Genomic DNA, 23,000 nt, shown 5'->3' with positions numbered 1-23,000 from the left:
AGCCGCAGGAAAAAATCCCTACGGCTCTTCGGACTAACATCCGTTTGCGGTTAAGGTAGGATTATTTTCGCGAATGGTGAAACCGTATAGGCATTTTTGGACAGACCTCTCCCGTTGACGGAAAAAGCATGCACAATGCCAGCCAAAAGCATCAACAGCTGGCTAATACGGTTGTTCACCATCTCGTGATTCATCCTACCTCACCTCCTCTTGTTCAAGTTATTTACAACTTTACCATACCGGACGGGCGGTTGGCAAGCTTCACCGGCATTCACCGTCCCGGATGAGCGCCATCAACATCTCACGCTGCGGTTATGCGGCTTCGTGTCCGGCAGCCAATGAATGCGCGATTGCGGTGTACGGACAGTTTATTTTTTCAGGATGAGTCTTAATTGCACGGTCACATTGTTCTCGGTAGATACGACAACCGCGTGAGGATTTTTCAAACCGAAATCTTCGAAGGTAACGACCGTGCTGCCTTCCATACGGATCGCGTCTTGGCTATAAACCGCGTCGCTCTTGAACGTGACGTCCTTGGGTTTGCCATTCACGGTAAGCGTGCCGGTCATATCGAAGGAAACCTTCTCCCCCTCTTTCCACGTCTTGGGGAAGTTCTCGATTGACTTTAATGTAAATTTGGCTTCGGGGTTCGCAGCGGCGTTCAGGAACTTCTCCCCCCGGACATGCTCGTCCCTTTGCGAGTTGCCGGACGAGATCGATTTGAGGTCGAGCGCCGCCTCGGCTTTCATCTTGGACGGATCGGACGAATGGAGCGCCCAGCTTCCTTTCACCGCGCTGCCTTCAAAATTCACGGTTTCCTTGGAGGTCGTGACCGAGAAGTATACTTTGGAATCCGTGCTGATGTTCCACTGCCCGTCCAGCTTGCTTGCTTCAACGGCTCCCCCGGCGGCCTGCGCCGAAGCATTCGCAGGAATGACGTTCTGTACCGCAACGTGGTTCCCGGCATAATAATCGTAAGCGGCATAGCCCCCTCCGACGACGACGACAGCACCTACGGCAAAAGCGACCAACTTCAGTTTCATAATGATTTTTCCTCCTCGTCATATGAGCTGCGATGCAGCCTGTTTTCTTCATGGGCAGATACGCTTGGCCCCCGGAAACACTACGTTGTGTAGTGTTATTGGCGATAAAAAACCCCGCACGCTGATGCAAAAAACCATCGAGTTCCACTTCATCAGTATAGCACCATCGGCGACGGTTACACTACATATAGTAGTGTAATAGAGCGCGAATATATCAAGCCTTCCCCATACTTGAGGCCTATCGTAACCGGTCTGCCTTAATTTTAACTGAAGCGAAGATTAAAATAAGATTAAAAATTTTGCGAGACCCTCGGGGGCCGAAGGCCTCGCTTATTCGCTTCTACGGGTAAATCTTCTCGCCGCGCTCCAGCATCGTTACGAATTGCTGAATTCGTTTTGCCCGCGTTTCCGCCTTTTTCGCGCTGTGGATTCGGAACAGCACGGCAAACCGGTTCTGTTTATCGAGCGCTTCGAAGAAAGCTTTGGCTTGCGGATTGCGGTCCAGCTCACTTTGCAGATCGTCGGGTACGGTGGCGCGGCTTGCCGACTCGTACGCCTTGTCCCACTGCCCGTTCTCCTTCGCGGCTTCAATGGCCCGGAGGCCAGGAGGCTGCATCCGGCCGCTGGCGATCAGCGCTTCCGCTTTTTCCTTATTGACCTTGGACCAAATGCTCTTCGCCCCGCGCGGCGTAAACCGCTGAAGCCAAGTGCTCTCGTCGTAAGCTTCCTTCCGGCTGTCGATCCAGCCGTAGCACAAGGCGCTTTCCAGCGCTTCCTGATACGTTAACGTCACGACATCCGCTTGCTTCTTCGCCAGGTGCAGCCTTACTCCGGCCGATGCGTCATGATTTTGCTCCAGCCAAGCTTCCCAAGACGGCTGGTCTGCAAACAATAAGATCGGCAGTTCGCTTTCTTTCCTGGACATGCGTCACTCGCCTCCCGGACCATGTAATTTATCCGTCGGTTGACTGATTGGCCCCGCGCCTCAACGCAGCAGGGACAAGTCGAAGGACGGAACCAATCCTTCCTTCGCCGCCCGGCCAAGCAAGGCCTCCACCGCACCGTAGCCGCTCTCGCCCAGATTCTCCGTATATTCGTTCACGTACAGGTCGATGTGCGCACGGGCTACTTCCGGAGAAAGCTCCTGCGCATGGCTCATCACGTAGTCTTGGGAGGCTTGAGGTTGCTCCCACGCGTACTTGACCGAGGCGCGGGCCCATTCGGCGATCGCCTCGCGGTCCAACGACCGGCGGGCGATGATCGCCCCCAGCGGAATAGGCAGACCCGTGTCCGCTTCCCACCAGTTGCCCAAGTCAGATAGCAGGGTCAAGCCGTACGAAGGGTACGTGAACCGGGCTTCATGGATGACCAGCCCGGCATCGATTTGACCGTCCCGCACCGCAGGCATAATCTCGTGAAACGGCATCACGACGATCTCGCCCACGCCGCCCGGCACCTGCTGCGCCGCCCACAAGCGGAACAGCAGGTACGCGGTCGAGCGGTCGCTCGGTACCGCGACCCGTCGGCCGGCCAAAGCGGCAGGGCCTTCGGCGCTGACCGCCGGATTGTTCGTGAGCACCAGCGGCCCGCAGCCCCGTCCGAGCGCGCCCCCGCAGGGCAGCAGTGCGTATTCGGAAAGCACCCACGGCAGCGCCGCGAACGATATTTTGAGCACGTCCGGCCCTCCCGGCTCCGCTGCGAGCCGGTTGGTAATATCGATATCCGCGTACGTCACATCAAGCTTCGGAGCGCCGGGCACCAGCCCGTGAACCCAAGCGTGAAACACAAACGTATCATTCGGACAAGGAGAAAAAGCGATCTTCATCGTAGCACCTCCAGTAAAATTGCGCCCGCCGCTTCCAGCGCGTCCAGCGCCTCTTTGATCCGCCAAGCTTCGCGATCGCGCGGGCCGACTGCATTCGAGATGGCGCGAAGCTCCAGCGCCGGCAACCCGCGGTCGCGGGCGGCTACCGCCACGCCGAAGCCTTCCATGGCCTCGGCCGCAGCCCCCGGCATCCGGGCCGCCAGCTCCGAGGCGGTCGCCGCCGTGCCGGTCACGGTGGACACCGTGAGCACCGGACCCGTATGCGCCGGCAGCCCGGCACTTTGCAGCGCCTCCGTCAACCGCGCAGCGAGAGAGGCATCGACCGCGATCCGGCTGGAGCCGAAGCCCAGCTCGTCCACACTGCGGAAGCCTTCGGGCGTCTCGGCGCCCAGATCGGCGGCGACGATCGCGTCAGCCACCACCAGCGAGCCAATCTCCGCCCGGCCGGGAAAGCCCCCGCCGATCCCGGCGCTGACGACCATGCCGTATTCAGCCGCAGCCAAAGCCTTCGCGGCGCTTGCCGCCGACGCGGCCGGACCGACGCCTCCAGCCACGACGTCGAACCGTTCGTCGCCCCGCAGCCCGCGCAGCACGGCATCTCGCTCGGCCGGAACGGCCGTTATCACCAATACGCGCAGCCCCATCTGTTCCTGGCCGGCGTTGATTTCATGACTCATTGTTTATTTCTCCTTCACGACACCCTTGTTCCCTTCGGGCAAATGTTTTCTGAAAACGGCTGTCTTCCTTCTTTTTAACTTTAATACTTATAAGGAATGATGTAAACTTCCTGCCGCCACCGCGCCGCAGACCTTTTTTAACGAGTCATAATTGATATTGATTATCAATCTCAATACAAGTATGATTAAGTTGTGCGACTTTAGCAGGGGGAACGCGATCGCTCGTCCCAGCGGAATGGAACGGATGAGCACTTCGGGCAATGCCAGTTGATTGCAGGAGGTGTGTGAATAGAGCGCGTCGCTAATCTTAACAAGGGAGAGGATTACGAATGAAAAACGAGGAACTGTTTGACGTCACGATTATCGGCGGAGGGCCGGCCGGTCTTTTCGCATCCTTTTACAGCGGCTTAAGAGAAATGAAGACCAAGCTGATCGAATATCAGCCAAGACTGGGTGGGAAAGTCCATGTCTATCCGGAAAAAATGATTTGGGACGTCGGCGGTCTGACGCCAACGCTCGGCGAGAAGCTGATCGAGCAGCTCGTCCAGCAAGGGTTAACCTTCGATCCTACTGTGGTATTGAATCAAAAAGTAGAGCGGATTGAACGCGGCGAAACCGGCGTATTCGTCCTGCATACTTCTGCAGGTGAGCAGCATTACACGAAAACCGTCATTCTTGCCATCGGTGGGGGAATTTTGGAGCCGCAAAGAATCGAATTGGAGGGCGCCGAGAAGTTCGAGGTATCCAACCTGAGCTATACCGTCAAATCGCTGAGACGGTTTAAGGATAAAACCGTCATCATTTCCGGCGGAGGAAACTCGGCGGTCGATTGGGCAAACGAGCTGGAGCCGATCGCCAAGCAGGTATATTTGACTTATCGTAAGGATACGCTGTCCGGGCATGAGGCACAGGTGAAGCAACTGCTGAACAGCTCGGCCCAATGCTTCTTTCACACAACGATTACGAAGCTGATTGCGGCCTCCAATCAGGAGAAGATTGAGCGGGTGGAACTGACCAACCATGAGACGGGCGAAGTACAGGAGCTGATCATTGACGAAGTGATTATCAATCACGGCTATGAACGGGACAGATCGCTGCTGGAAAATAGCGAGGTAAAGCTTGAGATGGCGAACGAATACTTCCTGGCTGGTCAGACAACCAGCGCTACATCCGAGCCGGGAATTTATGCGGCGGGAGATATTATTTCGTACGAAGGGAAAGTGCATTTGATTGCCGGAGCGTTTCATGACGCGGCAAATGCAGTCAATCAGGCCAAGCTGTACATTCAGCCGGAAGCTCACGCAAGCGGCATGGTTTCTTCCCACAATGAAATTTTTCAGAGCAGAAATCGTGAACTTATTAAGCAATTGATAAAATAGTAAAATTTGTACCGGAAAATTTTAAGCCGGATTTCTACGATGCAGAAATCCGGCTTTTATAACACAAACCTATTGTCCTAGAAGGACAGAAGACCGACGGAATACAGGAACACCAGAATGATCATAATCGGTGATACGATCTTCAGCAGGAACATCCAAGCGCGGTACCAGAAGCCGCTCAGGCCCGCTTCTTCCCCGGCCAATTTCCACGCATAGCCGGTAAACAGCGTAACGACCAAGCCGCCGATCGGCATGAGCACGTAAGCCGTCATAAAGTCCACCCAATCGAAGATCGACTTTCCGCCGGGAGTGAAGGAGCCGAGCACGCCACCGACCGAGAGGGCGGACGGAATGCCGACTACAAAGCATGCGATAGACACGATAACCGCCGCTTTCTTCCGGGTCCAGCCCCAGCGGTTCATCGAATACGCAACCGGTACCTCCAGAATGGAGATAGCGGAGGTCAATGCGGCGATCGCGAGCAACAGGAAGAACAACCCCCCGAAGATCGCGCCAAACGGCATCTGGGCGAACGCGGCAGGAAGCGCCATGAAAGCCAGCCCTACCCCTTCACTAGGCTTCAAGCCGTAAGAGAAGACAGTCGGAAATATAACGATCCCGGCAATAAACGCATAAATCAGATCCCCGAACCCGATCGCAAGCGTTGCGCTGCCGAGGGATTGTCTCTTGTCGACATACGATCCGTACGTGATCATGATGCCCATCCCGAGCGATAAGGAGAAGAAGGCATGCCCTAAGGCAATGAGAGCGGACTCCGCATCCAGTTTGGAGAAATCCGGCTTCAAGAAAAACTCGACCCCTGCGCCGGCGCCAGGAAGCGTAAGCGAACGGAACATCAGCACCAGCAAAATGACCAGGAAGCCCGGAATCAAAATTTTATTGAACTTCTCGATCCCACCGGAGACGCCCCTCGCAAGAACCCAGGCGCAGACGATCATAACGACGGCTTGCCAGAACAAAGGCCAATACCCGCCCGCAAACGTAACGAACTTATCCTTGTAATCGGCGCCTTGCTGGAACAGCATCCCTGTAAACGATTCCAAGGTATAATGCAGCGTCCACCCGGCAACGACGGCGTAGTAGGACATGACCAAAAAAGCGGTGATGACGGATAAAAATCCGAAGTAGCTCCATACCTTTTTATTGGTCAGCTTGTAAAAAGCTAGCGAAGCATTCGCCCGGCCGCCCCGGCCGATCGTCATCTCGGCCAACAGCACCGGCAGTCCCACGATGATCAAACAAACGATAAACAACAGAAAAAATGCGGCTCCCCCATGCTTGCCTGTAATGTAAGGAAACTTCCACAGGTTGCCGAGCCCCACCGAGCTCCCGATCGCGGCCAGAATGAAGCCGCTTGAAGAAAACCTTTCTCCTTTCTCTCCCTTGGCTTTAGGAACGTTTTCAGAACCTTGATCGTTTTTCATACTCTACTCCCCAACTTTTATAGGATAATAACACTAGTATAAACAAATTATGGAATTGTCTGAAGGTAAAATTTTACATATGCTCCGACTTAGGTAGAATAACTTCCCCTCCTTAGGTCCAGTTCAAAAACCGCCACAGGTCGGTTTTCGCAAGATCGCTTGCAGACTACAATAAAGACATGAAGCAAGCACAAAACAACCGACTAACGAAAATGAAAAATATATATTTCGAAAAAGGAGAATGTTTTATGAACAAAAAATTATACCGCTCCCGCAGCAACAGCAGGCTGACCGGCCTTTGCGGAGGCCTCGCGCAATATTTCGGTCTGGACGCGACGCTCGTCCGCCTGCTGGTCGTCATCGCCGCCTTCTGCAGCTTCGGTACTGTCACGCTGATCTATTTTGTTCTCAGCCTGCTTGTCCCGAAAGCACCGTACGACGACTACGCAGTCATGAACCCTTATCATAACTACTAATCTACAAAAATCTACGTCAAACTATAAAATACGACAAAAGGAGCTAAAAACAACCATGGGAGTATTAACGAGACTATCCGATCTATCGAGAGCCACCGCACACGAGGCGCTTAGCAAGCTGGAGGACCCGGTGATGATGCTGAATCACTACCTCCGTACCATGAAGGAGGAAATCGACGCGGTCCAGCGGACGCTGAACAAGCAGTCCGGCGCAGAACGGTCGCTGAAAATGCAAATCGACGCCTACAACCGACTGGCTGCCCAATGCGATAAAAATGCCGCCGAAGCGCTGGCCGACGGCCGCGAAGCGGAAGCCCGCCAAGCGGTCGAAGCGAAGCTGCATTATTTGGACAAGTCGCTGGAATGCTCGGAGTGGTATGAAGCCGCCAAGCAGCGCTCGGAAGAGCTCTCTCAGCAGCTGGAAGAAACGAAAGCGGCCTACGCGGCCATGCAGGAGAAGCGTACGGAGCTCATTGCCCGCGCCCAGAAAGCGGAAGCCCAGGTCAAGCCTTCGGCGCCCCGCTTCCTGTACAGCTTCGAGGGCGGCGCAGCCACCCGCGGCTTCGAGCGGATCGAGGAACGAATTATGCAGTCGGAAGCGCTGGCAGAGCTTAGCCGCCGGCCTGCCGCTCAGCGGTAAGTTTATCGATAAAAATTAAGTAGGAGGGGGCGACTAGCCCCCGTCCTCTTACACTTTTCCTACTCGGGGCGCCGCCAGCAAAACGCTAAGGAGCTTTGAACATTGAAGAAAGCCGGTTTTCACCACTCTAACGGTGTAATCGGCTTTCTTGCTATCTCTGGTTCAACGGCAGCCGTCGATAAATCGGTCCACCACTTTAAAATTGAGATGTGTCAATCGATCAGTCAGACTTTTTGGTTATTCTTGGAACCACCCGCATAAGCAAAAAGTGGTTCACTAAGTTTGAATTCAAAGGTTTCTCTGTCAACTATACCAACAGTCATGTTGCTATCATAAAGCTGCAAGAGAAAACTGGCCATTTCATCGCTTGTATGGTATGAATTGAAAATTTTGTCATAGTCATACTCGCTCGTATTGTTTGCCACTTTTCCAAATTCGGTTTTGGTTGCCGCCGGTGCCAAAACTTTAGCTTGTAATTTTGCATTGGCAGCTTTCAGTTCATGGGCTAACCCCTCGGTAAACGCGCTGACAAAAAACTTGGAAGCACAGTAAGTAACGGCCGTTGGTACGAGTGTGTATCCGCCAGCTGAAGAGATATTGATTAATTGTGTACCATCCACGTCTCTATAATCACGCACATACAAGGACGAAAATATAGTTAGGGCTTCCACGTTTAGGCGCAGCATGGTTTCAATCTTTTCCAAGTCTTGACCGGAAACACTGTCATAACTACCGAAACCTGCATTATTAATCCATGTTTCGATTTGATACTCATTTAATTCTCGATAGAGTTGATGGGCGTTTTGACTGACGGATATATCGACTGCTTTCACCACAATATCCAGCTCGGGAATATCCTGCAAAATTTCTCTTTTCAGTTCATTCAGATTGCTTTCGCGGCGAGCAACAAGTACGATATTTTTCTTACGTTTTGCGAAAGCTTTAGCTGCCGCGTAACCTATACCGGAGCTTGCTCCGGTAATAACTGTATATTTCCCCTGTTTATCCATTCTAATCTTCCCCTTTAACTTAGCATACTGACAATTATGCAACAAATGAAAAGGTGGCCGGTATCCCATTCTTCTCAAATGATTGCCTAATACTCTCACAGCCATTTACGCTACGTACGAATCTGAATTATGATGGGACTATCAAGGATGGAGGAACGGGAGGATCTTATGTCTGAACGAATATATGAACAGCAGGGGGAGCTTGCCAAACTCATTGAGCGTTATTCAGGCCGGGACGGTGTTCACGCGACTGCAATTCCGTCTTTATTTTTCACTCGTCGATCTAACGTTACTGGATCAAATTTTGGAGTTTACAATCCTTCCTTTTGCATGGTCGTTCAGGGTGTGAAGGAGGTATTGCTGGCACAGGAGCGCTTTAGATACGGTCCTGCCGATTACCTTGTTGCATCCGTTGACCTGCCGGTTACCGGCCAAGTCATGGAAGCCTCTTCCCAAGTTCCGTATTTGTCTCTCAAACTAGAATTTACCCCAAGTCAAATCTTAGAGATTTCAAGCGATTCTGACAACCGAGTTGGCCCGAAAGAAAACGCTAAGCGAGGTATGTTTGTCAGCCGGATGGAATTATCTTTGTTGGATGCGGTAATCAGGTTGGCTCGTTTGCTGGATAACCCTAAGGATATCCCGGTACTTGCTCCTCTCATCACGAAGGAAATTCTCTATAGGGTTCTGCAAGGGCAGCATGGAGTCACACTGAAACAAATTGCTATTGATGGAAGCAGCACCAAACGAATCAGAGACGTTATCAAACATATCATGAATAACTATGATAGGTCTTTTCGGATTGAGGATCTTGCGGAAATAGCGAATATGAGTGTTTCTTCGCTACATAGGCATTTTAAAGAGGTAACCGCTATGAGCCCTATTCAGTTCCAAAAACAACTGAGGCTGCAGGAAGCACGGCGTCTGTTATTATCCGAGTCAACAGATGCCGCGGATGTCGCATTCCGGGTAGGCTATGAAAGTCCGTCGCAATTCAGCCGTGAATATTCCCGAATGTTTGGTTTTTCACCTATACAAGATATAAAGCGCCTGAAGGTAAGAGACGCATGAAGTCCCCCTGCTCAACGGAGGTTCAAACGACGTACAACGGCGCCTCTCTTTTTCATGCCTTCCGGTCGCTTGGAACCGGTTCTTTGCTTCGTTTCCATTGCCGATAGGCCAATAGCATGACTGCAAGAAAGCCCCCGTAAATGCCAACGGTAAGCCATACCCCTCCCGGCTCCGTCATCAAGGTATTGCCCACGAATGCGAACAAGAGCATGGCCGGGATTTTGCCCAGCGCGGACGCCGCGGCATAAGCGGCAAAGGAAACGCGGCTTAAAGCAGAATACGCATTGAGGATAATGGACGGAATGAAAGGAATAAGCCTGGCGAAAAGAATGGTCAGAAAGGCGTTCCGCTCGAACGGAACGGTCAGCTTGCCGAGACGTTCGTAGCGGTACAGCATTCGCTGGCCCCATTCCTGATACCCGTAACGGACAAATACAAACATCAGCAATGAAGCCGCCGTCGAGCCCGTCCATGTGATCACCGCACCGAGCACCGGCCCGAAGGCCGCGCCGATGACCCCGCCGACAACCGGATAGGGGATGACCGGAAACAAGGCCAACGCCGTTGCCGCAAGGATAACTCCAGCCACGTGGCTGGAGGTTTGAAACCACGCCACAATCTCTGCGCCGTACCTATAGATGAGATAAGCCGCGACGGCGTAGAGGAGGGCTAAGCTTATTTTTTTGAACATGAACCTTCTCCCGGGAATGGCATGATGACGATCTGGGCCACGGAGCCCTCACTCGCCAAGCGGAATGAAGCGCCACCGGTCCAAATCCAGTTGTCCGTTATCGGCAACCTCGACGCCCTCGCCCCGCAGGTAGAGCATTTGGAGCATGCGGCCTTCCTCGTGCTGAATCCCAATTTCCCCCTGGGCGTTGACTACCCGATGCCAGGGAAGCCCGTGTTTGCCGCTTGACGAATGAAGAATGCGCACGACCTGTCTGGCCCCTCTCGGACTTCCGGCCAGCCCGGCGATTTGACCGTAAGTCATGACATACCCTTCCGGTATGCCTTGAATGATTTCGATCACCCGCTGCGTAAATGGGTTCATCCGCTACCTCCTCTACTTCGAGACAAACCGGTTGCCGCCGATCCAAAAACGCCATGGATATTCGCGGGCTTCGCCGCTGTTCTCGATCCCGATCCGGGTACCAGTTTCCACCGGCCCGAATGCTTTTCCTTCGGCGATATAGAGCGGCGATTCGAAGAGCGGCCTGCCGTAATCGCCCATCGTAATGCCGAGCGCTTTCGTCAGCTTCCCCGGGCCGCTTGTCAGGTCCCGCTCCTTCTTATCCCGGCCTCGGCGTTCGTACATAAGATCGGTTCCCGTATAGGGCTCGACCGCCCGAATCAATACCACCTCTGGATGGTCCACCGGCCCGCTGACCACATTGAGGAGACAATGCGTGTGCATCACATAGGTATAGGCGTGGCCGGGAGGGCCGAACATCACTTCCGTTCGGGCCGTCCTCCGGTTGCCGAAGCTGTGTGCCGCCCGATCTCCCGGGCCGATGTAGGCCTCGGTCTCGACAATCCAGCCCGATGCCGTGCCGGCTTCGGTCTCCTTCACAAGCAGCATGCCGAGCAAGGAACGGGCCAGCTCCAGTGTCGGCTGTTGAAAAAATGAAGCGGTGACAGGTTGAAACGACATAACATGCACCTCACATCATGGGATCAACCGACCGATTTCTCCTTAAACACAAATTGTAAATGGAAATACCTCCTCGAAGCAAGTTCGTTGCGAAAAGAAAAACGCCGTCAAGGAAAAGGAACATACCGCGTCCCCCCTTAACAGCGCTTTTCGGTTTAGAACAGACCCACCGGGTTAAACCAGCAGCCTGCCTTTGTCTAAAATAAGCACGTCGTCGATATAAACGTCTGGCCGGTTCACGACCAGATCGATATGGACTCCAGCTTCGACCGTCCCGCCGAACGTGTGGTTGCTGCCGAAGGCCACGTGGATTGTGCCGTACACCTTCTCGTCTTCCAGTACGACGCCGGTAATTCTGGCCTTGTCGTTGGTGCCGATGCCGAACTCGCCGAGGAGCCGGCCTTGGCCGTCGCCGAGCCTCCGAAGCAGCTCCGCTGCCGCTTCTCCCTCCGCCTCGGTGAGGCGTCCGTTTTCCACCGTGATCGTCACTGGGCTATAGAGCTTGCCGATGTCCGCAATCGAGCCGTCGACCACGAGTTGTCCCGAAGCGGACCCTTCCAGCGGGGCGATATAGCCTTCTCCGGACGGCAAATTCCCCGACTCGCCCGGATTCACGTAGACGCCGGTGCTCGGAATGCCGCTGCGCCCTTCGATGGAGAAGGTCAGCACCTTGCCGTCCTTCTCGATCCGTACCCGCTTGCCGCGGCTGAGGAGGTCGGTCACTTGCTCAGTGACCCGTTTGACTTTATCGTAATCGGCGGCTATCGCGCCTTCGAGGAACATATCCCGGGTAATGCCGGGCATCGTTGCCAAGCGGGCTCCTTGCGCGGCCGCCTCTTTGCGCGCTTTCGTATGGGTGAGGGAATGCTCGGTCGCGCAGATGACAACATCGGCCTGCTTCATCGCCTCGCTGACCGGAGACGGCGGCTCTTGTCCCGACTTCTCCCGTTCCTTCATCACCATCAGCATCGCCTCCGCGCCCAGTTGCTTCCCGGCTTCGTATAACGCTTCGCCGATGTCTTTCTTCCGGTCGTCGGCGACCACCAGCAGCTTCTCGTGCGGCTTGAGCCCGAGGCAGCTTTGCAGCAGGCCGGAGCTTACTTTGACCAAAGACGTATCCATAGCATAACTTCCTATCTTGCGAATTTGACTTGCCTTTTTAGATCATCTCCGAAATCACCTTAGCCATCAGCGCATTGGACAAAATCACGGGCAGTCCCGTATGCCTCGCGACAAACGCCCGCATCGCTTCCGTATATCCCATGCAATCGAGCAGCACGATGTCCGCCTGATCCTTCAGCTGCGCGCATGCGGCAAGCGCCTGCTTTTCCCTGAAATCGTACGGCGAAGCCGCCGCGATGAACGGATCAAGCCCGCGATGTCGCCACTTCTCCGCCAAAGCCTCCTGCTGCTCGGCCAAAGGAACGAGGACGCCGAACCGCATGCCGCGAACCATCGCCGCGACGATTGGAGCAAGCAGCTCGTCGGGCTCCAGCAGACGGGCATTTTTCGTCGTCAATCCGTCGAATACCCCCGTGCAGAGAACAAGGATCTGCCGGCAGCCCAGTTCCTCCAGCCAATCGATCTTTTGCTGGAGCACCGGCGCGATTTTTTCCCTTGCCATCACGACGGCATCGCCGCTCGCCAGCCGCGAGGTCAGCACATAATGTTCCGGGTCCGGAGACAGCGAGGCGGCGATCTCTTGTTTCGTCATCCCATCCAGAACGCCGACCTGGAGCAGCTCAACCCGATCTCCCAAGTGCCGCTCCAGAATCGGAGTCACGTCCGGGCGGGGCGCTTGCCCGATGGTAACGGTACCTAATTTCTTCACTTCAGCCATCTCCGTTTCTGCCGGCGTATCCGCTCCGGACCGGGTATTAGGCGTTGACGGACGTGCCGCCCATCGTCTGAAGAACCTTCATCGAGCCGTAAAGCTGCTGAATTTTCGCAAATTCGTCCTTGCTGTAGAAAGAGCAGGTGCCGTTCGTGACTTCTTTCGCCGTTTCGACGGCAAATTTCACCGCGGCGGCAATATCCACCTCGTGGCTCGCCCCCGTGCCGCAGCCCGGAACGGTCGATTGCGCAGTGATCGCCAGACCGACTACCGGCGCATTCGTAGCGACCGCAGGCTGCAGGATGCTGTTGATATGGTACAGATCGTTGCCGTAAGGCGTAATGTCCTGCATCGTGATCGGGAAGGTGACCGGGTACTGACCGGTCGTCATCTCCATGATGCGCAACAAATCGTCGCTGATCCGCAAAATATAGCCTTCCTTCACGGTCGGCGAAATGGTGATGCCTTTATGGTTGATGACCCGGTTGCCTTTCGTCGTATCGATGGACAGGATCGCTTCCATCTCCGGCACAACTTCATATTGATTCATTGTCAAAATATCGACGGGGGAGTCCATAAAATCGACCGGCTCATGCGGCCGGGTCGGCGCATCCGGGCAGATGTGGGTCGTGACGATCACGTCGCCCCGGAGATGATCACCCTTTCGCTTCATGTCCGCCAGCTTCAGCGCGCTGGCTACCGCTGCCACGGCGCCGTCCGCATCGGATACGATGCCGATCCGGGACGGGCGGGCTCCGATGCCGCCAAGGCGTCCGATAATGCCGAACGTCGGCGCGGACCCACCGTTCCGCTTCCCATTCGTGCCCGGAATAACGATTTTGACAAAATCGGTCGAGCCCTTCTCGCCCTGCACCGTCTGGACGGTGACCTCTACCTCCGGATAGGCTGCGAACAGCTCTTTGATTTGGTTCCCGTTAACATAAGCGCTATCCATCGTTTCATAGACATGCAGCGTTTGCTGTAAAGACATGGTGTCATTCCCCTCTCCTCTTCAAAAACTTGCGTTTTTCCGATCGATCAGCAGTCGGCGATCAGCGGGTGGGAATTCTCACATTCCTTGTCAGGATATCGGATGACGCCGTCCGGCCACAGACGAGATGCTCAGCTTATGCAGGCACGCTTCAATCTCGTCGCGCTTTCTGCGCATCATATCCAGCACCTCCGACACTTTCGCTTCCGGCATCCGGTACTCCGGTCCGGCTAGCGTAAGCGACGCCACGATTTCACGTCGCTTGTTAAAAATCGGAAGCGCAATCCCGAACGTCGCGTCGGAGTATTCTCCAACGGAGTAAGCCCAGCCCGCCTTGCGAATCGCCGCCAAATCCCCCATCAGCTTCTCCGGATCGATGACCGTCTTGCCGGTCTTGGGCTTCAAGCCCTTGTCGATGATCGCCTCCTGAGCGGCCTTCGGCAAGTACGCCATAATGACCTTGTTGGAGGCTCCGGCATAGAGCGGCGTCCGGTCTCCGACCGAGGACATCGCATATTTGATCCGCTGCGGACTTTCCGCAATTTCCACGCAGATCCCTTCATGATCGTCCAGCCAGGTAAGGAACACGGATTCTCCCGTTTCCTCGGATAATGTATGCATAACGGGCAGGATCACATCGGAAATACGGAGGTTATCCCTAATAATGGAACCGTATTCCCACAGCTTCGTTCCCAGCTCGTACTTTTTCGTTTCATCGTTCTGAATCAGGAAGCCGCGGGACTCGAAGGTCGTCAAGATGCGGTGAACGATCGAGTGGCTCATGTCCATCTCTTTCGCCAATTCCCGCACGCCCCAAGACGGCGTCTCCCTTGTAAAATATTCCAAAAGCTCCAGCGCATTATCTAATGTTTTCAGCATGACAGCTTAGCCCCCAAACCCATAATTGCCCATCACTTTTAAATTTATCATGAATACAAGTGACAAGCTACGCTCCGCCCGGGAGAGACTTCCTTCCACTCGGGCGGGACGCTCCCGCATTCGGGCTTGGCGACCGGGCACCGGGTATGGAACGCGCACCCGGCGGGGGGATTTTGCGGATTCGGCACGTCGCCGGTCAAGATGATTCGCTCCCGCTTCGTCTCGGGATCGGGCACGGGCAGGGCCGACATCAGCGCCTGCGTGTAAGGATGCAGCGGCTTGTCGTACAACTCCTCGGTCGGCGCCAGCTCCACCATACGGCCCAGGTACATCACCCCGACCCGGTCGCTGATGAACTTCACGACGGACAGGTCATGGGAAATAAACATGTACGTAAGCGAAAACTGCTCCTGCAGCTCTTGCATCAGATTAAGCACCTGGGCCCGGATGGACACGTCCAGTGCGGATACCGGCTCATCGCATACGATGAACTTCGGCTTCAGCGCGAGCGCGCGGGCAATCCCGATCCGCTGCCGCTGACCACCGGAAAATTCATGCGGGTAACGGTGAGCATGGTACGAGGACAGTCCCACGACCTCCATTAGCTCCGCTACGCGGCGCTTAAGCTCGTCCTCGGGCAGCTTCTCGTGGGTGCGGAGCGGCTCCTCCAGCGTCTGCTGCACGGTCCACCGCGGATCGAGCGAAGCGTACGGGTCCTGGAACACGATTTGCATCTTCGTGCGGAACTTGCGCATTTCCTCCGTCGACAGCTTGCGCACGTCGGTTCCCTCGAAAAAAATATCGCCTTCGGTCGGCTCGATGAGGCGCAGAATGGAACGGCCCGTCGTCGATTTGCCACAGCCGGATTCCCCGACGATCGCGAGCGTCTCGCCTTTTTCGATGGTCAAGCTGACGCCGTCGACCGCCTTGACGACGCCGACCTGCTTGGAAAACAAGCCTTTGCGGATCGGATAATGCTTCTTCAGATTGCGAATTTCCAGCAATGCGCTCATAATAGTCCCTCCTGAACGAGCAAGCAGCGGCATTTGTGACCGGCCTCGACCTCCGTCAGCTGCGGAGGCACGGTATCGCATGCATCCGTCCGGAAGGCGCAGCGGGGAGCGAACCGACAACCCTTCGGCATCTCCGCCGGATTCGGCACGCTGCCCGGAATCGGCTCCAGACGGTGCTGCTCGCCCGCAAGCTGCGGCAAGGAAGCCAGCAGCCCCCGGGTGTACGGATGCTTCGGCTGCCGGAACAGCGTCTTCACGTCGGTTTCCTCGACCACCTGACCGGCATACATCACCACGACCCGCTGGCATGTCTCCGCCACGACGCCGAGGTCGTGGGTAATGAGCAGCACGGCCGTCCCCTGCGCTTCCTGCAGCTCGCGCATCAGGTCCAGAATTTGCGCCTGAATCGTTACATCGAGCGCGGTCGTCGGCTCGTCGGCAATCAGCACCTCGGGGCCGCACGCCATCGCCATGGCGATCATGACCCGCTGCCGCATCCCGCCCGACAGTTGATGCGGATATTCCATAGCGATCTGCTCGGGACGGGGAATGCCTACCTTGGTCAGCATCTCGACCGCCCTTCTCCAGGCTTCCTTCTTGCTAAGCTTGAGGTGGAAGCGGACCGTCTCCGCAATTTGCGAACCGATCTTGAACACCGGGTTGAGCGAGGTCATCGGCTCTTGGAAAATCATCGCCATCTTATTGCCGCGAATTTTCCGCAGCTCGGCGGCGGATAAGGAGAGGAGACTTTGGCCGTTATACCGGATGTCTCCACCGGCAATCCGGCTGATCCCCTTGGGAAGCAGCCCCATGATCGACATGGAGGTGACGCTTTTGCCGCAGCCCGATTCGCCGACGACCCCCAAGGTCTCCCCCTTGTGCAGCACCAGATCGACCCCGTCGACCGCCCTTACCACGCCGGAACGGGTGACGAACTCCGTTTGCAGTCCCTGAACCTCTAGTAAAGCGTTCATTACCCCGTCCTCCTTTCTGGGTGGTTACCGTCATACCGTCAGTTGCCGCCGGTCGTGCCCAAATATTTGAGCGCGGTCAGCGCGTACACTTTGGCCGCTTGAACGACTTGCCAAACCGGCGCGCGCTCGTTGAAGTTATGGATCGTGGACAGCTCCGCCGGCCCGTACTGCAGCACCGGAATCCCATGGTTGCGGAAGTGGCGGGCATCGCTCGACGCCCATTGCAGCACGCCGTAAGCTTCCTTTCCACTGACATGGGTGATGCTTTCGACCAAGTAACGCACGATCTCCTCCGTCGAAGGCGTCCAGTTCGCATTGCCCCGGAAGCCGATCGGTTTCAGCTCGGCGTCGATCCCGACTTCAAGCAGCAGACGCTTCGCTTCGTTCAATACATCGCGGTAGTCGATGCCGAATGGCACGCGCGAGTCGACCTCGATCGTGCAGCGGTCTGCGACCACGTTTGCCTTCGTCCCGCCGTGAATCGTTCCGATATTGACCGTCACGTGATCGTAGACGGCGCTGACATCGGTCTTTTCCCGCTCACGGACATAGTTCTTCGAAATCTCGATAATTTCGCGCATTTCCTCGGGAATGTTCGGCTTCATGTCCGTCAGCCGCTGCAGCACCTCGATCGCTTTGGCCGCCTTGACAATCGCGCTATCGCCCTTGAACGGCGACAGGCTACCGTGGCCCGGCGTTCCCTCAACCGTAAATTCGAACCAGGCGCTGCCTTTTTGACCGATGGTCGGATGCTCCGGAGAGGACGGCTCGGCGATGACCGCCGCCGTCCCTGTAATCAAGCCCCGCTCCAGCACCCACGGCACGCCGAAGTGTCCTCCGGTTTCCTCATCCGGCACGATAAATAAGGAGAGCTCCCCCGCCAGCGGCACGCCGAGACGTTTCAATAATGCGGCGACGAAGATCAGTCCGCCCAAGCCGCATTTCATGTCCGAAGCGCCGCGGCCGAGAATGTAGCCGTCCTTCACCTCCCCGGCAAAGGGAGGGAAGTCCCAGCGGGACAAATCGCCCGCCGGTACGACATCGGTATGCCCGCAGAAGAGCAAATGCTTGTCGCTCTTCGTCCCCACGGTGGACAGCAGATTGAACATATGCTGCTCCGACTCGTGCGCGGCCGTCTCGATTCCAGCTTCCTTTAAATAGTCGGTAATGAACTTGCTGATGTCGCGGGTATCCCCCGGCGGATCTTCGCTTGGAAATTGAATCAATTTACAGCACAAGTCTATAAGCTCGTCCTGACGTTTATCGATTTCTTCCAATACCTTCTTTTTCCAATCCATCGCTTTAGCCTTCCCTTCTGCCTGGAACTGTTACTGCCCCTTGCTCATCGGATAGAAGCGGAGAATCTCATCCGGGTAGTACACGTAGCCCTTCAGGTTTTTGTTCATCCCCACAATGCGGTTGTATTCGTACAGGTACAGCCAAGGCGCGTCCGCCGTAATCAGCTCCTGCGCTTGCTTGTACATCTCGTTGCGCTTCGCTTGATCCGGCTCGTTGTTGGCTTTTTCCCACAGCTCGTCGACCTTCGCGTTCTTGTAGTTGCCGTAGTTGGATGTGCCTTTTCCGTACAGCAGGAAGCCCAGATGGTAGCTCGGATCGTTGACGAAGGACGTCCATTTCGAGATGTAAGCCGTCAGGTTACGCTCTCTTTGCATTTGCAGGAATTGGGCGCGCGCGACCTTTTGGATGTTCATCGTCACGCCGATTTTGGCGAATTCGGCCTGCATCAGGACAGCGTCGTCCTCCCAGTCCTGGAAGCCCGATCCAAGCGTGAGGTCGAAGCTGAGCCCATTCTCGTAGCCCGCTTCTTTCAGCAGCTGCTTCGCTTTGTCCAAGTCATGCTTATAAATAAATCCGGAATCGGAGTACCCCGGCGTGTTACTAGGTACCGCGCTTTTCAGCTGCTTCGCCTGATCGTACATAACGTCGTGCACCAATTGATCGTAAGGAACGGCGTAAGCAAGCGCTTGTCTGACTTTCACGTTGTCGAACGGCTTCTTGGTCGTATTGAGCGCAAAATACAGAATCCGGTTGCTCGCATCGGACTTGACCGTCAGGTTGGCGTTGTTTTTCAGATCGGCGACGTCCTTCGGAGGAATCTCGATCGCGAGGTCGACATCGCCTTTGCCGAGCAGCATGACCCGGTTCGAAGCTTCCTTCAAAAACTTCATCGTCACTTTGTCCACCTGCGGAGCGCCCTGCCAGTAGTTTTTGTTCGCCGTCATGACGGCTTCCGAGGCCGGGTCCCATTTCTCGATGGCAAACGGACCGGAGCCGGCTGCATTTTTGGCCAAGAAGTCGTTGCCCTTCTCTTTGATCACTTTCTCATCCAGTACGGAGAAGTTATAGAGTGCCAGCATTTGCAGGAACGTGTGGTTTTCTTTTTCCAGTTGGATGGTGATCGTCTGCGCGTCTTTCACGGTGTAAGCTTTAATGCCGGACAATTGGTAGAGGAAGCTGCCCGCTTTGGAGTTTTTCAGATGGTCGAGCGAGAAGGCGACCGAATCCGCCGTTACCGGATTCCCGCTCTGGAACTTGGCGTTCTCCTGCAGCTTGAAGGTGTAGGTCAGCTTGTCGTCGGATACGGTCCAGCTCTTAGCCAGCATCGGCTTGATTTCGTCGGTCTTGGCCACCTGCCCGCCATCCACGGTTTTGACCCCGTACGTCACCAATTGGTCGTACGCGGCGACGACCAGCGTGTCGGAGGTCAGGTCGCTCGCTTCGGCCGGGTCCATAGTGGTGCCGCCGTCCGAGTAGGCGATTGTGATGATCTTATCCTTCTTGCTTTGCTCCGGCGCGGCGGAGGCGTCCGGCTTCTGGTTCGCATTCGGGCTGCAGCCCACGGCCGTCAAAAGCAATGCGCTTGCGGCAAGTCCGGCTAACCATTGGTGCTTCTTCATGTGTTCTTCCCCCTCAAAGTTGTCAGATGGTCCAGCATATCAAGTTATTTGCTTGAGCGAAGCCGCGGGTCCAGCACGTCGCGCAGACCGTCGCCAAGCAAGTTAAAACCGAGAATCGAGGTGGCGATGGCTAGTCCCGGAAAAGTAACGATCCACCAGTCGCCGGAAATAATGTAGCCGCGGCCTTCGGAGATCATGGCGCCCCATTCCGCCGTCGGCGGCTTGACCCCAAGCCCGAGGAAGTTCAGGCTGGCCGCCGTCAGAATCGCGAAGCCCATGCCGAGCGTCACCCGCACCATAAGCGGAGCCAAAGCGTTGGGGAAAATGTGCCGGAACAAAATGACGGAGTCCTTCAAACCGATGGCCCGCCCCGCTTCGACGAACTCTTTCTCCCGCAGTGAGATGGTCTGTCCGTGCATCAGCCGCGCGAACTCGGGAACGCCGACGATACCGACGGCAATCATCGCGCTGGTCAGTCCCGGCCCCATGGAAGCGGCGATCGCCATCGCCAACACCAGGGAAGGAAATGCGAGCAGCATGTCCATGATTCGCATGATGATATTCCCGAGCATTCCGCCGTAATAAGCGGCGATCCCGCCCAGCGGAACGCCGACGCAGAAGGAAATGCCAACGGCGATCAGGCCGGACCAAATGGTGATTTGCGCTCCGTAGAGCACCCGGCTGAAGATATCCCGGCCGAAATTGTCCGTCCCGAACCAATGCGCCACGCTCGGCGCCTGCAGCTTGACCGCCGTATTGGTCTCGTTCGGCCCGTACGGAGCGATGGCGGGCGCGAGCAGAGCCAATACGGACCAGATGACAATAAACGCAAGGCCGATTACGGCGAGCCGATTGCGAAGCAGCAGTCTGAGCGTCGCCGCCGCCTTATTGCCTTCCCGCGTCTTCGCCTTGGCAGCCGGAATGGAAGCTGTAAATTTACTCACGTGTCGAACTCTCCTTTCCTCGGCAGTTATTCGTATCGAATCCTCGGATCAATGAATCCGTAAAGCAGATCCACCGCCAAATTGATGACGCTGTACAGAATGGCGCTGATCAGTGTAAACGCTTGAATGGGCGCATAATCGGTCGCCAGGATCGATTCGGTCACATAGCCGCCGATCCCCGGCCAAGCGAAGATCGTTTCGGTAATGACCGCGCCGCCCAGCAGATAGCCGAACTGCAAGCCGAGTACGGTCAAAGTAGGAATTAACGCGTTCACGAGGGCGTGCTTCAGAATGACGCTGCGCTCGTAAATCCCTTTGGCGCGGGCCGTGCGGATAAAGTCCTGTCCGATCACTTCCAGCATGCTGGAGCGCATCATGCGGGCGATAATCGCCATGGTGCCCGTACTGAGACAGATGGCAGGCAGAATCAGATGTGACAGCGCTTTCTGAAAAGCAATGAAATCCCCTGAAAGCAGACTGTCGAGCAAGTATAATCCGGTAACATGCGTAGGCGGGTTAATGTCTTCGCCGATGCGGCCCAGCGGCGCCGGGGCCCAGCCTAATTTGGAATAAAAAATGGAGATGAGGATCAATCCGAGCCAGAAGACGGGAACACAGGCCCCGATGAGCGAGAAAATACGTGAAATGTGGTCGACGACCGATTCTTTCTTCGTAGCGGCGATAATTCCGACAGGAACGGCAACGAGGACAGCAATGATGAAGCTCGCAATGGTCAGCTCCAGCGTGGCGGGGAAGCGTGTGGCAAAATCGCCGAGCACCGTATTGCCCGTATGCCAGGCTAATCCGAAATCCCCTTGCAGCAGCTGCTTGATGTAATCGACGAATTGTACGTAGAGCGGATTGTTCAGCCCCATCTCTTGACGAATTTTCTCGACTACAGCCGGAGGGGCTTGTTCGCCTGCCAGCATCACCGCCGGGTCGCCGGGCAGGACTCTTGAGATAATAAACGTAATCAGTGCAATCCCGATCAGCCCCGGAATCATAAACACGATTCGCCGAAGGATGTAGTTAACCACCATCTCTTACCCCCTTTTTGTAAAAATAAGTAACGGCATTGTAGCTATTGTGTGCATGGAAGGAGATGTTCATGTAGCGCCGTCCGTACATCCTAGATGGGTCCTTCCCGCGTCACTCCCGGGCTTCAAGATGATGGAAGCTTATGAGCCGTCCCTCCCTTTTTGTACCTATTATCGGTACAGTGGTTCTTTTTTAAATTTTTTGTTAATTTCGATTATACTCACTTTTCTTAAAAAATCAATCGTTTTTCACAGCTTTTTTGACCACTTGTGTTAGTTAAGGTGACACAAAAATTTTCCAAGTCTGTTCACGCTATAAAAATAAGCCCTACAGGATCCGGAAGATCCTATAAGGCTTAGAGTGACAGGCCAAGGGTTCAACGGCCCGACTTGGTCGGCTCTCCATTTTCCGCCAAGCATATTCGTCCCTGAATGGCTCATTCTATACCATGTACGCCAATTCACCAGAAAAGGAGCAAGCTTATGCCAGCGACGATGACCCCTCCCGCTCAGCAGACGCAGCCGCCGATTCCCGTTCCGCCGCGCGTGATTACAACGAAAGATTTGCTTTACCTGAAGGACGCGCTGTCTTGGGAGCTGTCGGCTTTTAAGAAATTTCATTTTTTTGCCCAGCAGGCGACCAACCCGCAAATCAAGCAGGCGCTCGATAAAGCCGGACAGATGCATCAGCGCCATTATGAAAAGCTGCTTACGCATCTGCAAGTGAACAATACCGCAGCTATGGCCAACCTGCCCCGTCCGCAGCAGTCACAGCAGGCGTCTCAATAATTCAAATGTAAGGAGGATGCAGCCGATGCCAGGCCAGCAAGCCCAGAACCCTAATGAAATCGCTAATCCGCAAACCGGACAGCTGCCACAGGTTAAAGGACCGGAGATGAACGACCGCGACTTCCTCAATGACGGACTGGCCACATGCAAATTGTTGACCGACAACTTTAACGTGGCCGTCCGCGAGGCCAGCCACGAGCAGCTTCATGCCGATATGCTCCAGATTTTGACGGAAACGCATCAAAGCGCCCGCGACCTGTTTAACCTGATGTTTCAGAACGGATGGTACAAGTTGGAGGCCGAGGAGCAGCCGAAGCTTCAGCAAGCGCAGCAGCAGTTCAGCGGGTATTCGTCGCAGTTCCCTTATCAGTGAGTTGGGAAAGCTCCTGCCTTTTTACGGC

General features: G+C 55.3%; 26 protein-coding genes. 6 read left to right on the top strand and 20 right to left on the bottom strand.

Annotated features, from left to right (window positions below):
- Positions 1 to 50 precede the first annotated feature (50 nt).
- The 5 genes from PEL01S_RS34595 to PEL01S_RS21090 all read right to left on the bottom strand — a co-directional run bounded on the left by PEL01S_RS34595 (position 51) and on the right by PEL01S_RS21090 (position 3,545).
- Complete coding sequence (locus tag PEL01S_RS34595) at positions 51 to 194, bottom strand: hypothetical protein (protein WP_010500226.1); 144 nt, start codon at positions 192 to 194, stop codon at positions 51 to 53.
- A gap of 174 nt (positions 195 to 368) precedes the next feature.
- Positions 369 to 1,043 (bottom strand): YceI family protein, encoded by a 675-nt coding sequence (locus PEL01S_RS21105; RefSeq protein ID WP_127461712.1) that lies wholly within the window; start codon positions 1,041 to 1,043, stop codon positions 369 to 371.
- A 340-nt stretch (positions 1,044 to 1,383) separates the two neighbouring features.
- Positions 1,384 to 1,968, bottom strand: a complete 585-nt coding sequence (locus PEL01S_RS21100) for a YdeI/OmpD-associated family protein (RefSeq protein ID WP_127461711.1) — start codon at positions 1,966 to 1,968, stop codon at positions 1,384 to 1,386.
- A gap of 60 nt (positions 1,969 to 2,028) precedes the next feature.
- Complete coding sequence (locus tag PEL01S_RS21095) at positions 2,029 to 2,868, bottom strand: 1,4-dihydroxy-6-naphtoate synthase (protein ID WP_127461710.1); 840 nt, start codon at positions 2,866 to 2,868, stop codon at positions 2,029 to 2,031.
- Complete coding sequence (locus PEL01S_RS21090) at positions 2,865 to 3,545, bottom strand: futalosine hydrolase (RefSeq protein ID WP_204343703.1); 681 nt, start codon at positions 3,543 to 3,545, stop codon at positions 2,865 to 2,867. The genes PEL01S_RS21095 and PEL01S_RS21090 overlap by 4 nt, the downstream gene beginning before the upstream one ends.
- 329 nt (positions 3,546 to 3,874) lie before the next feature.
- On the opposite strand from PEL01S_RS21090, the gene PEL01S_RS21085 reads away from it, so the two are divergent.
- A complete protein-coding gene (locus tag PEL01S_RS21085; RefSeq protein ID WP_127461709.1) occupies positions 3,875 to 4,924 on the top strand; it encodes an NAD(P)/FAD-dependent oxidoreductase in 1,050 nt (349 codons plus the stop codon).
- 77 nt (positions 4,925 to 5,001) lie between these two features.
- Here the strand turns inward: PEL01S_RS21085 and PEL01S_RS21080 are convergent, their stop codons facing one another.
- Positions 5,002 to 6,369, bottom strand: coding sequence for a sodium-dependent transporter (locus PEL01S_RS21080; protein ID WP_127461708.1), 1,368 nt, complete (start codon positions 6,367 to 6,369; stop codon positions 5,002 to 5,004).
- A 248-nt stretch (positions 6,370 to 6,617) separates the two neighbouring features.
- Here PEL01S_RS21080 and PEL01S_RS21075 point away from each other — a divergent pair, with 248 nt between their 5' ends.
- Both PEL01S_RS21075 and PEL01S_RS21070 read left to right on the top strand, forming a co-directional pair.
- Positions 6,618 to 6,845: a PspC domain-containing protein gene (locus PEL01S_RS21075; RefSeq protein ID WP_063185309.1), complete on the top strand. Its 228-nt coding sequence runs from the start codon at positions 6,618 to 6,620 to the stop codon at positions 6,843 to 6,845.
- A gap of 55 nt (positions 6,846 to 6,900) precedes the next feature.
- Complete coding sequence (locus PEL01S_RS21070) at positions 6,901 to 7,485, top strand: PspA/IM30 family protein (RefSeq protein WP_127461707.1); 585 nt, start codon at positions 6,901 to 6,903, stop codon at positions 7,483 to 7,485.
- Between the two features lie 224 nt (positions 7,486 to 7,709).
- Here the strand turns inward: PEL01S_RS21070 and PEL01S_RS21065 are convergent, their stop codons facing one another.
- Positions 7,710 to 8,495: an SDR family NAD(P)-dependent oxidoreductase gene (locus PEL01S_RS21065; RefSeq protein ID WP_127461706.1), complete on the bottom strand. Its 786-nt coding sequence runs from the start codon at positions 8,493 to 8,495 to the stop codon at positions 7,710 to 7,712.
- Between the two features lie 168 nt (positions 8,496 to 8,663).
- On the opposite strand from PEL01S_RS21065, the gene PEL01S_RS21060 reads away from it, so the two are divergent.
- Positions 8,664 to 9,566: an AraC family transcriptional regulator gene (locus PEL01S_RS21060; RefSeq protein ID WP_063185313.1), complete on the top strand. Its 903-nt coding sequence runs from the start codon at positions 8,664 to 8,666 to the stop codon at positions 9,564 to 9,566.
- A 52-nt stretch (positions 9,567 to 9,618) separates the two neighbouring features.
- Here PEL01S_RS21060 and PEL01S_RS21055 read toward each other — a convergent pair whose 3' ends face one another.
- From PEL01S_RS21055 to PEL01S_RS20995, 13 genes are all read right to left on the bottom strand, one after another.
- Positions 9,619 to 10,257, bottom strand: coding sequence for a TVP38/TMEM64 family protein (locus PEL01S_RS21055; RefSeq protein WP_127461705.1), 639 nt, complete (start codon positions 10,255 to 10,257; stop codon positions 9,619 to 9,621).
- 48 nt (positions 10,258 to 10,305) lie between these two features.
- Complete coding sequence (locus PEL01S_RS21050) at positions 10,306 to 10,620, bottom strand: MGMT family protein (RefSeq protein WP_063185315.1); 315 nt, start codon at positions 10,618 to 10,620, stop codon at positions 10,306 to 10,308.
- A 12-nt stretch (positions 10,621 to 10,632) separates the two neighbouring features.
- Complete coding sequence (locus PEL01S_RS21045) at positions 10,633 to 11,220, bottom strand: DNA-3-methyladenine glycosylase (protein ID WP_127461704.1); 588 nt, start codon at positions 11,218 to 11,220, stop codon at positions 10,633 to 10,635.
- Between the two features lie 174 nt (positions 11,221 to 11,394).
- Positions 11,395 to 12,342, bottom strand: coding sequence for an aminopeptidase (locus PEL01S_RS21040; protein ID WP_127461703.1), 948 nt, complete (start codon positions 12,340 to 12,342; stop codon positions 11,395 to 11,397).
- Positions 12,343 to 12,379: 37 nt separating this feature from the next.
- Positions 12,380 to 13,060: an AroM family protein gene (locus tag PEL01S_RS21035; protein ID WP_127461702.1), complete on the bottom strand. Its 681-nt coding sequence runs from the start codon at positions 13,058 to 13,060 to the stop codon at positions 12,380 to 12,382.
- A gap of 37 nt (positions 13,061 to 13,097) precedes the next feature.
- The gene (locus PEL01S_RS21030; protein ID WP_127461701.1) at positions 13,098 to 14,045 is read right to left on the bottom strand and encodes a DUF1177 domain-containing protein; all 948 of its coding nucleotides are present in this window, start codon (positions 14,043 to 14,045) and stop codon (positions 13,098 to 13,100) included.
- Between the two features lie 90 nt (positions 14,046 to 14,135).
- Entirely contained in the window at positions 14,136 to 14,924 is a 789-nt protein-coding gene (locus tag PEL01S_RS21025; protein WP_127461700.1) for an IclR family transcriptional regulator, read from the bottom strand.
- A 47-nt stretch (positions 14,925 to 14,971) separates the two neighbouring features.
- Positions 14,972 to 15,937: an ABC transporter ATP-binding protein gene (locus PEL01S_RS21020; RefSeq protein WP_127461699.1), complete on the bottom strand. Its 966-nt coding sequence runs from the start codon at positions 15,935 to 15,937 to the stop codon at positions 14,972 to 14,974.
- Positions 15,934 to 16,911, bottom strand: coding sequence for an ABC transporter ATP-binding protein (locus tag PEL01S_RS21015; RefSeq protein WP_127461698.1), 978 nt, complete (start codon positions 16,909 to 16,911; stop codon positions 15,934 to 15,936). Before PEL01S_RS21015 ends, PEL01S_RS21020 begins: the two co-directional genes overlap by 4 nt.
- Positions 16,912 to 16,949: 38 nt before the next feature.
- Positions 16,950 to 18,209: a M20 family metallopeptidase gene (locus PEL01S_RS21010; protein WP_127461697.1), complete on the bottom strand. Its 1,260-nt coding sequence runs from the start codon at positions 18,207 to 18,209 to the stop codon at positions 16,950 to 16,952.
- Positions 18,210 to 18,239: 30 nt separating this feature from the next.
- Positions 18,240 to 19,829, bottom strand: a complete 1,590-nt coding sequence (locus PEL01S_RS21005) for an ABC transporter substrate-binding protein (RefSeq protein ID WP_127461696.1) — start codon at positions 19,827 to 19,829, stop codon at positions 18,240 to 18,242.
- A gap of 44 nt (positions 19,830 to 19,873) precedes the next feature.
- Entirely contained in the window at positions 19,874 to 20,752 is an 879-nt protein-coding gene (locus PEL01S_RS21000; protein WP_255320145.1) for an ABC transporter permease, read from the bottom strand.
- A 47-nt stretch (positions 20,753 to 20,799) separates the two neighbouring features.
- Positions 20,800 to 21,813 carry an ABC transporter permease gene (locus PEL01S_RS20995; protein ID WP_204343704.1) on the bottom strand — a complete coding sequence of 338 codons (1,014 nt, stop codon included), beginning with the start codon at positions 21,811 to 21,813 and terminating at the stop codon, positions 20,800 to 20,802.
- Positions 21,814 to 22,293: 480 nt separating this feature from the next.
- Here PEL01S_RS20995 and PEL01S_RS20990 point away from each other — a divergent pair, with 480 nt between their 5' ends.
- Positions 22,294 to 22,599 (top strand): ferritin-like domain-containing protein, encoded by a 306-nt coding sequence (locus PEL01S_RS20990; protein ID WP_063185333.1) that lies wholly within the window; start codon positions 22,294 to 22,296, stop codon positions 22,597 to 22,599.
- 25 nt (positions 22,600 to 22,624) lie between these two features.
- Positions 22,625 to 22,972 carry a spore coat protein gene (locus PEL01S_RS20985; RefSeq protein ID WP_127461693.1) on the top strand — a complete coding sequence of 116 codons (348 nt, stop codon included), beginning with the start codon at positions 22,625 to 22,627 and terminating at the stop codon, positions 22,970 to 22,972.
- Positions 22,973 to 23,000 lie beyond the last annotated feature (28 nt).

Source organism: Paenibacillus elgii NBRC 100335 (assembly GCF_004000865.1).
GTDB lineage: Bacteria > Bacillota > Bacilli > Paenibacillales > NBRC-103111 > Paenibacillus_G > Paenibacillus_G elgii.
Note: the sequence above shows the minus strand (reverse complement) of the source record. Positions and strands in the feature narration are given on the sequence as shown.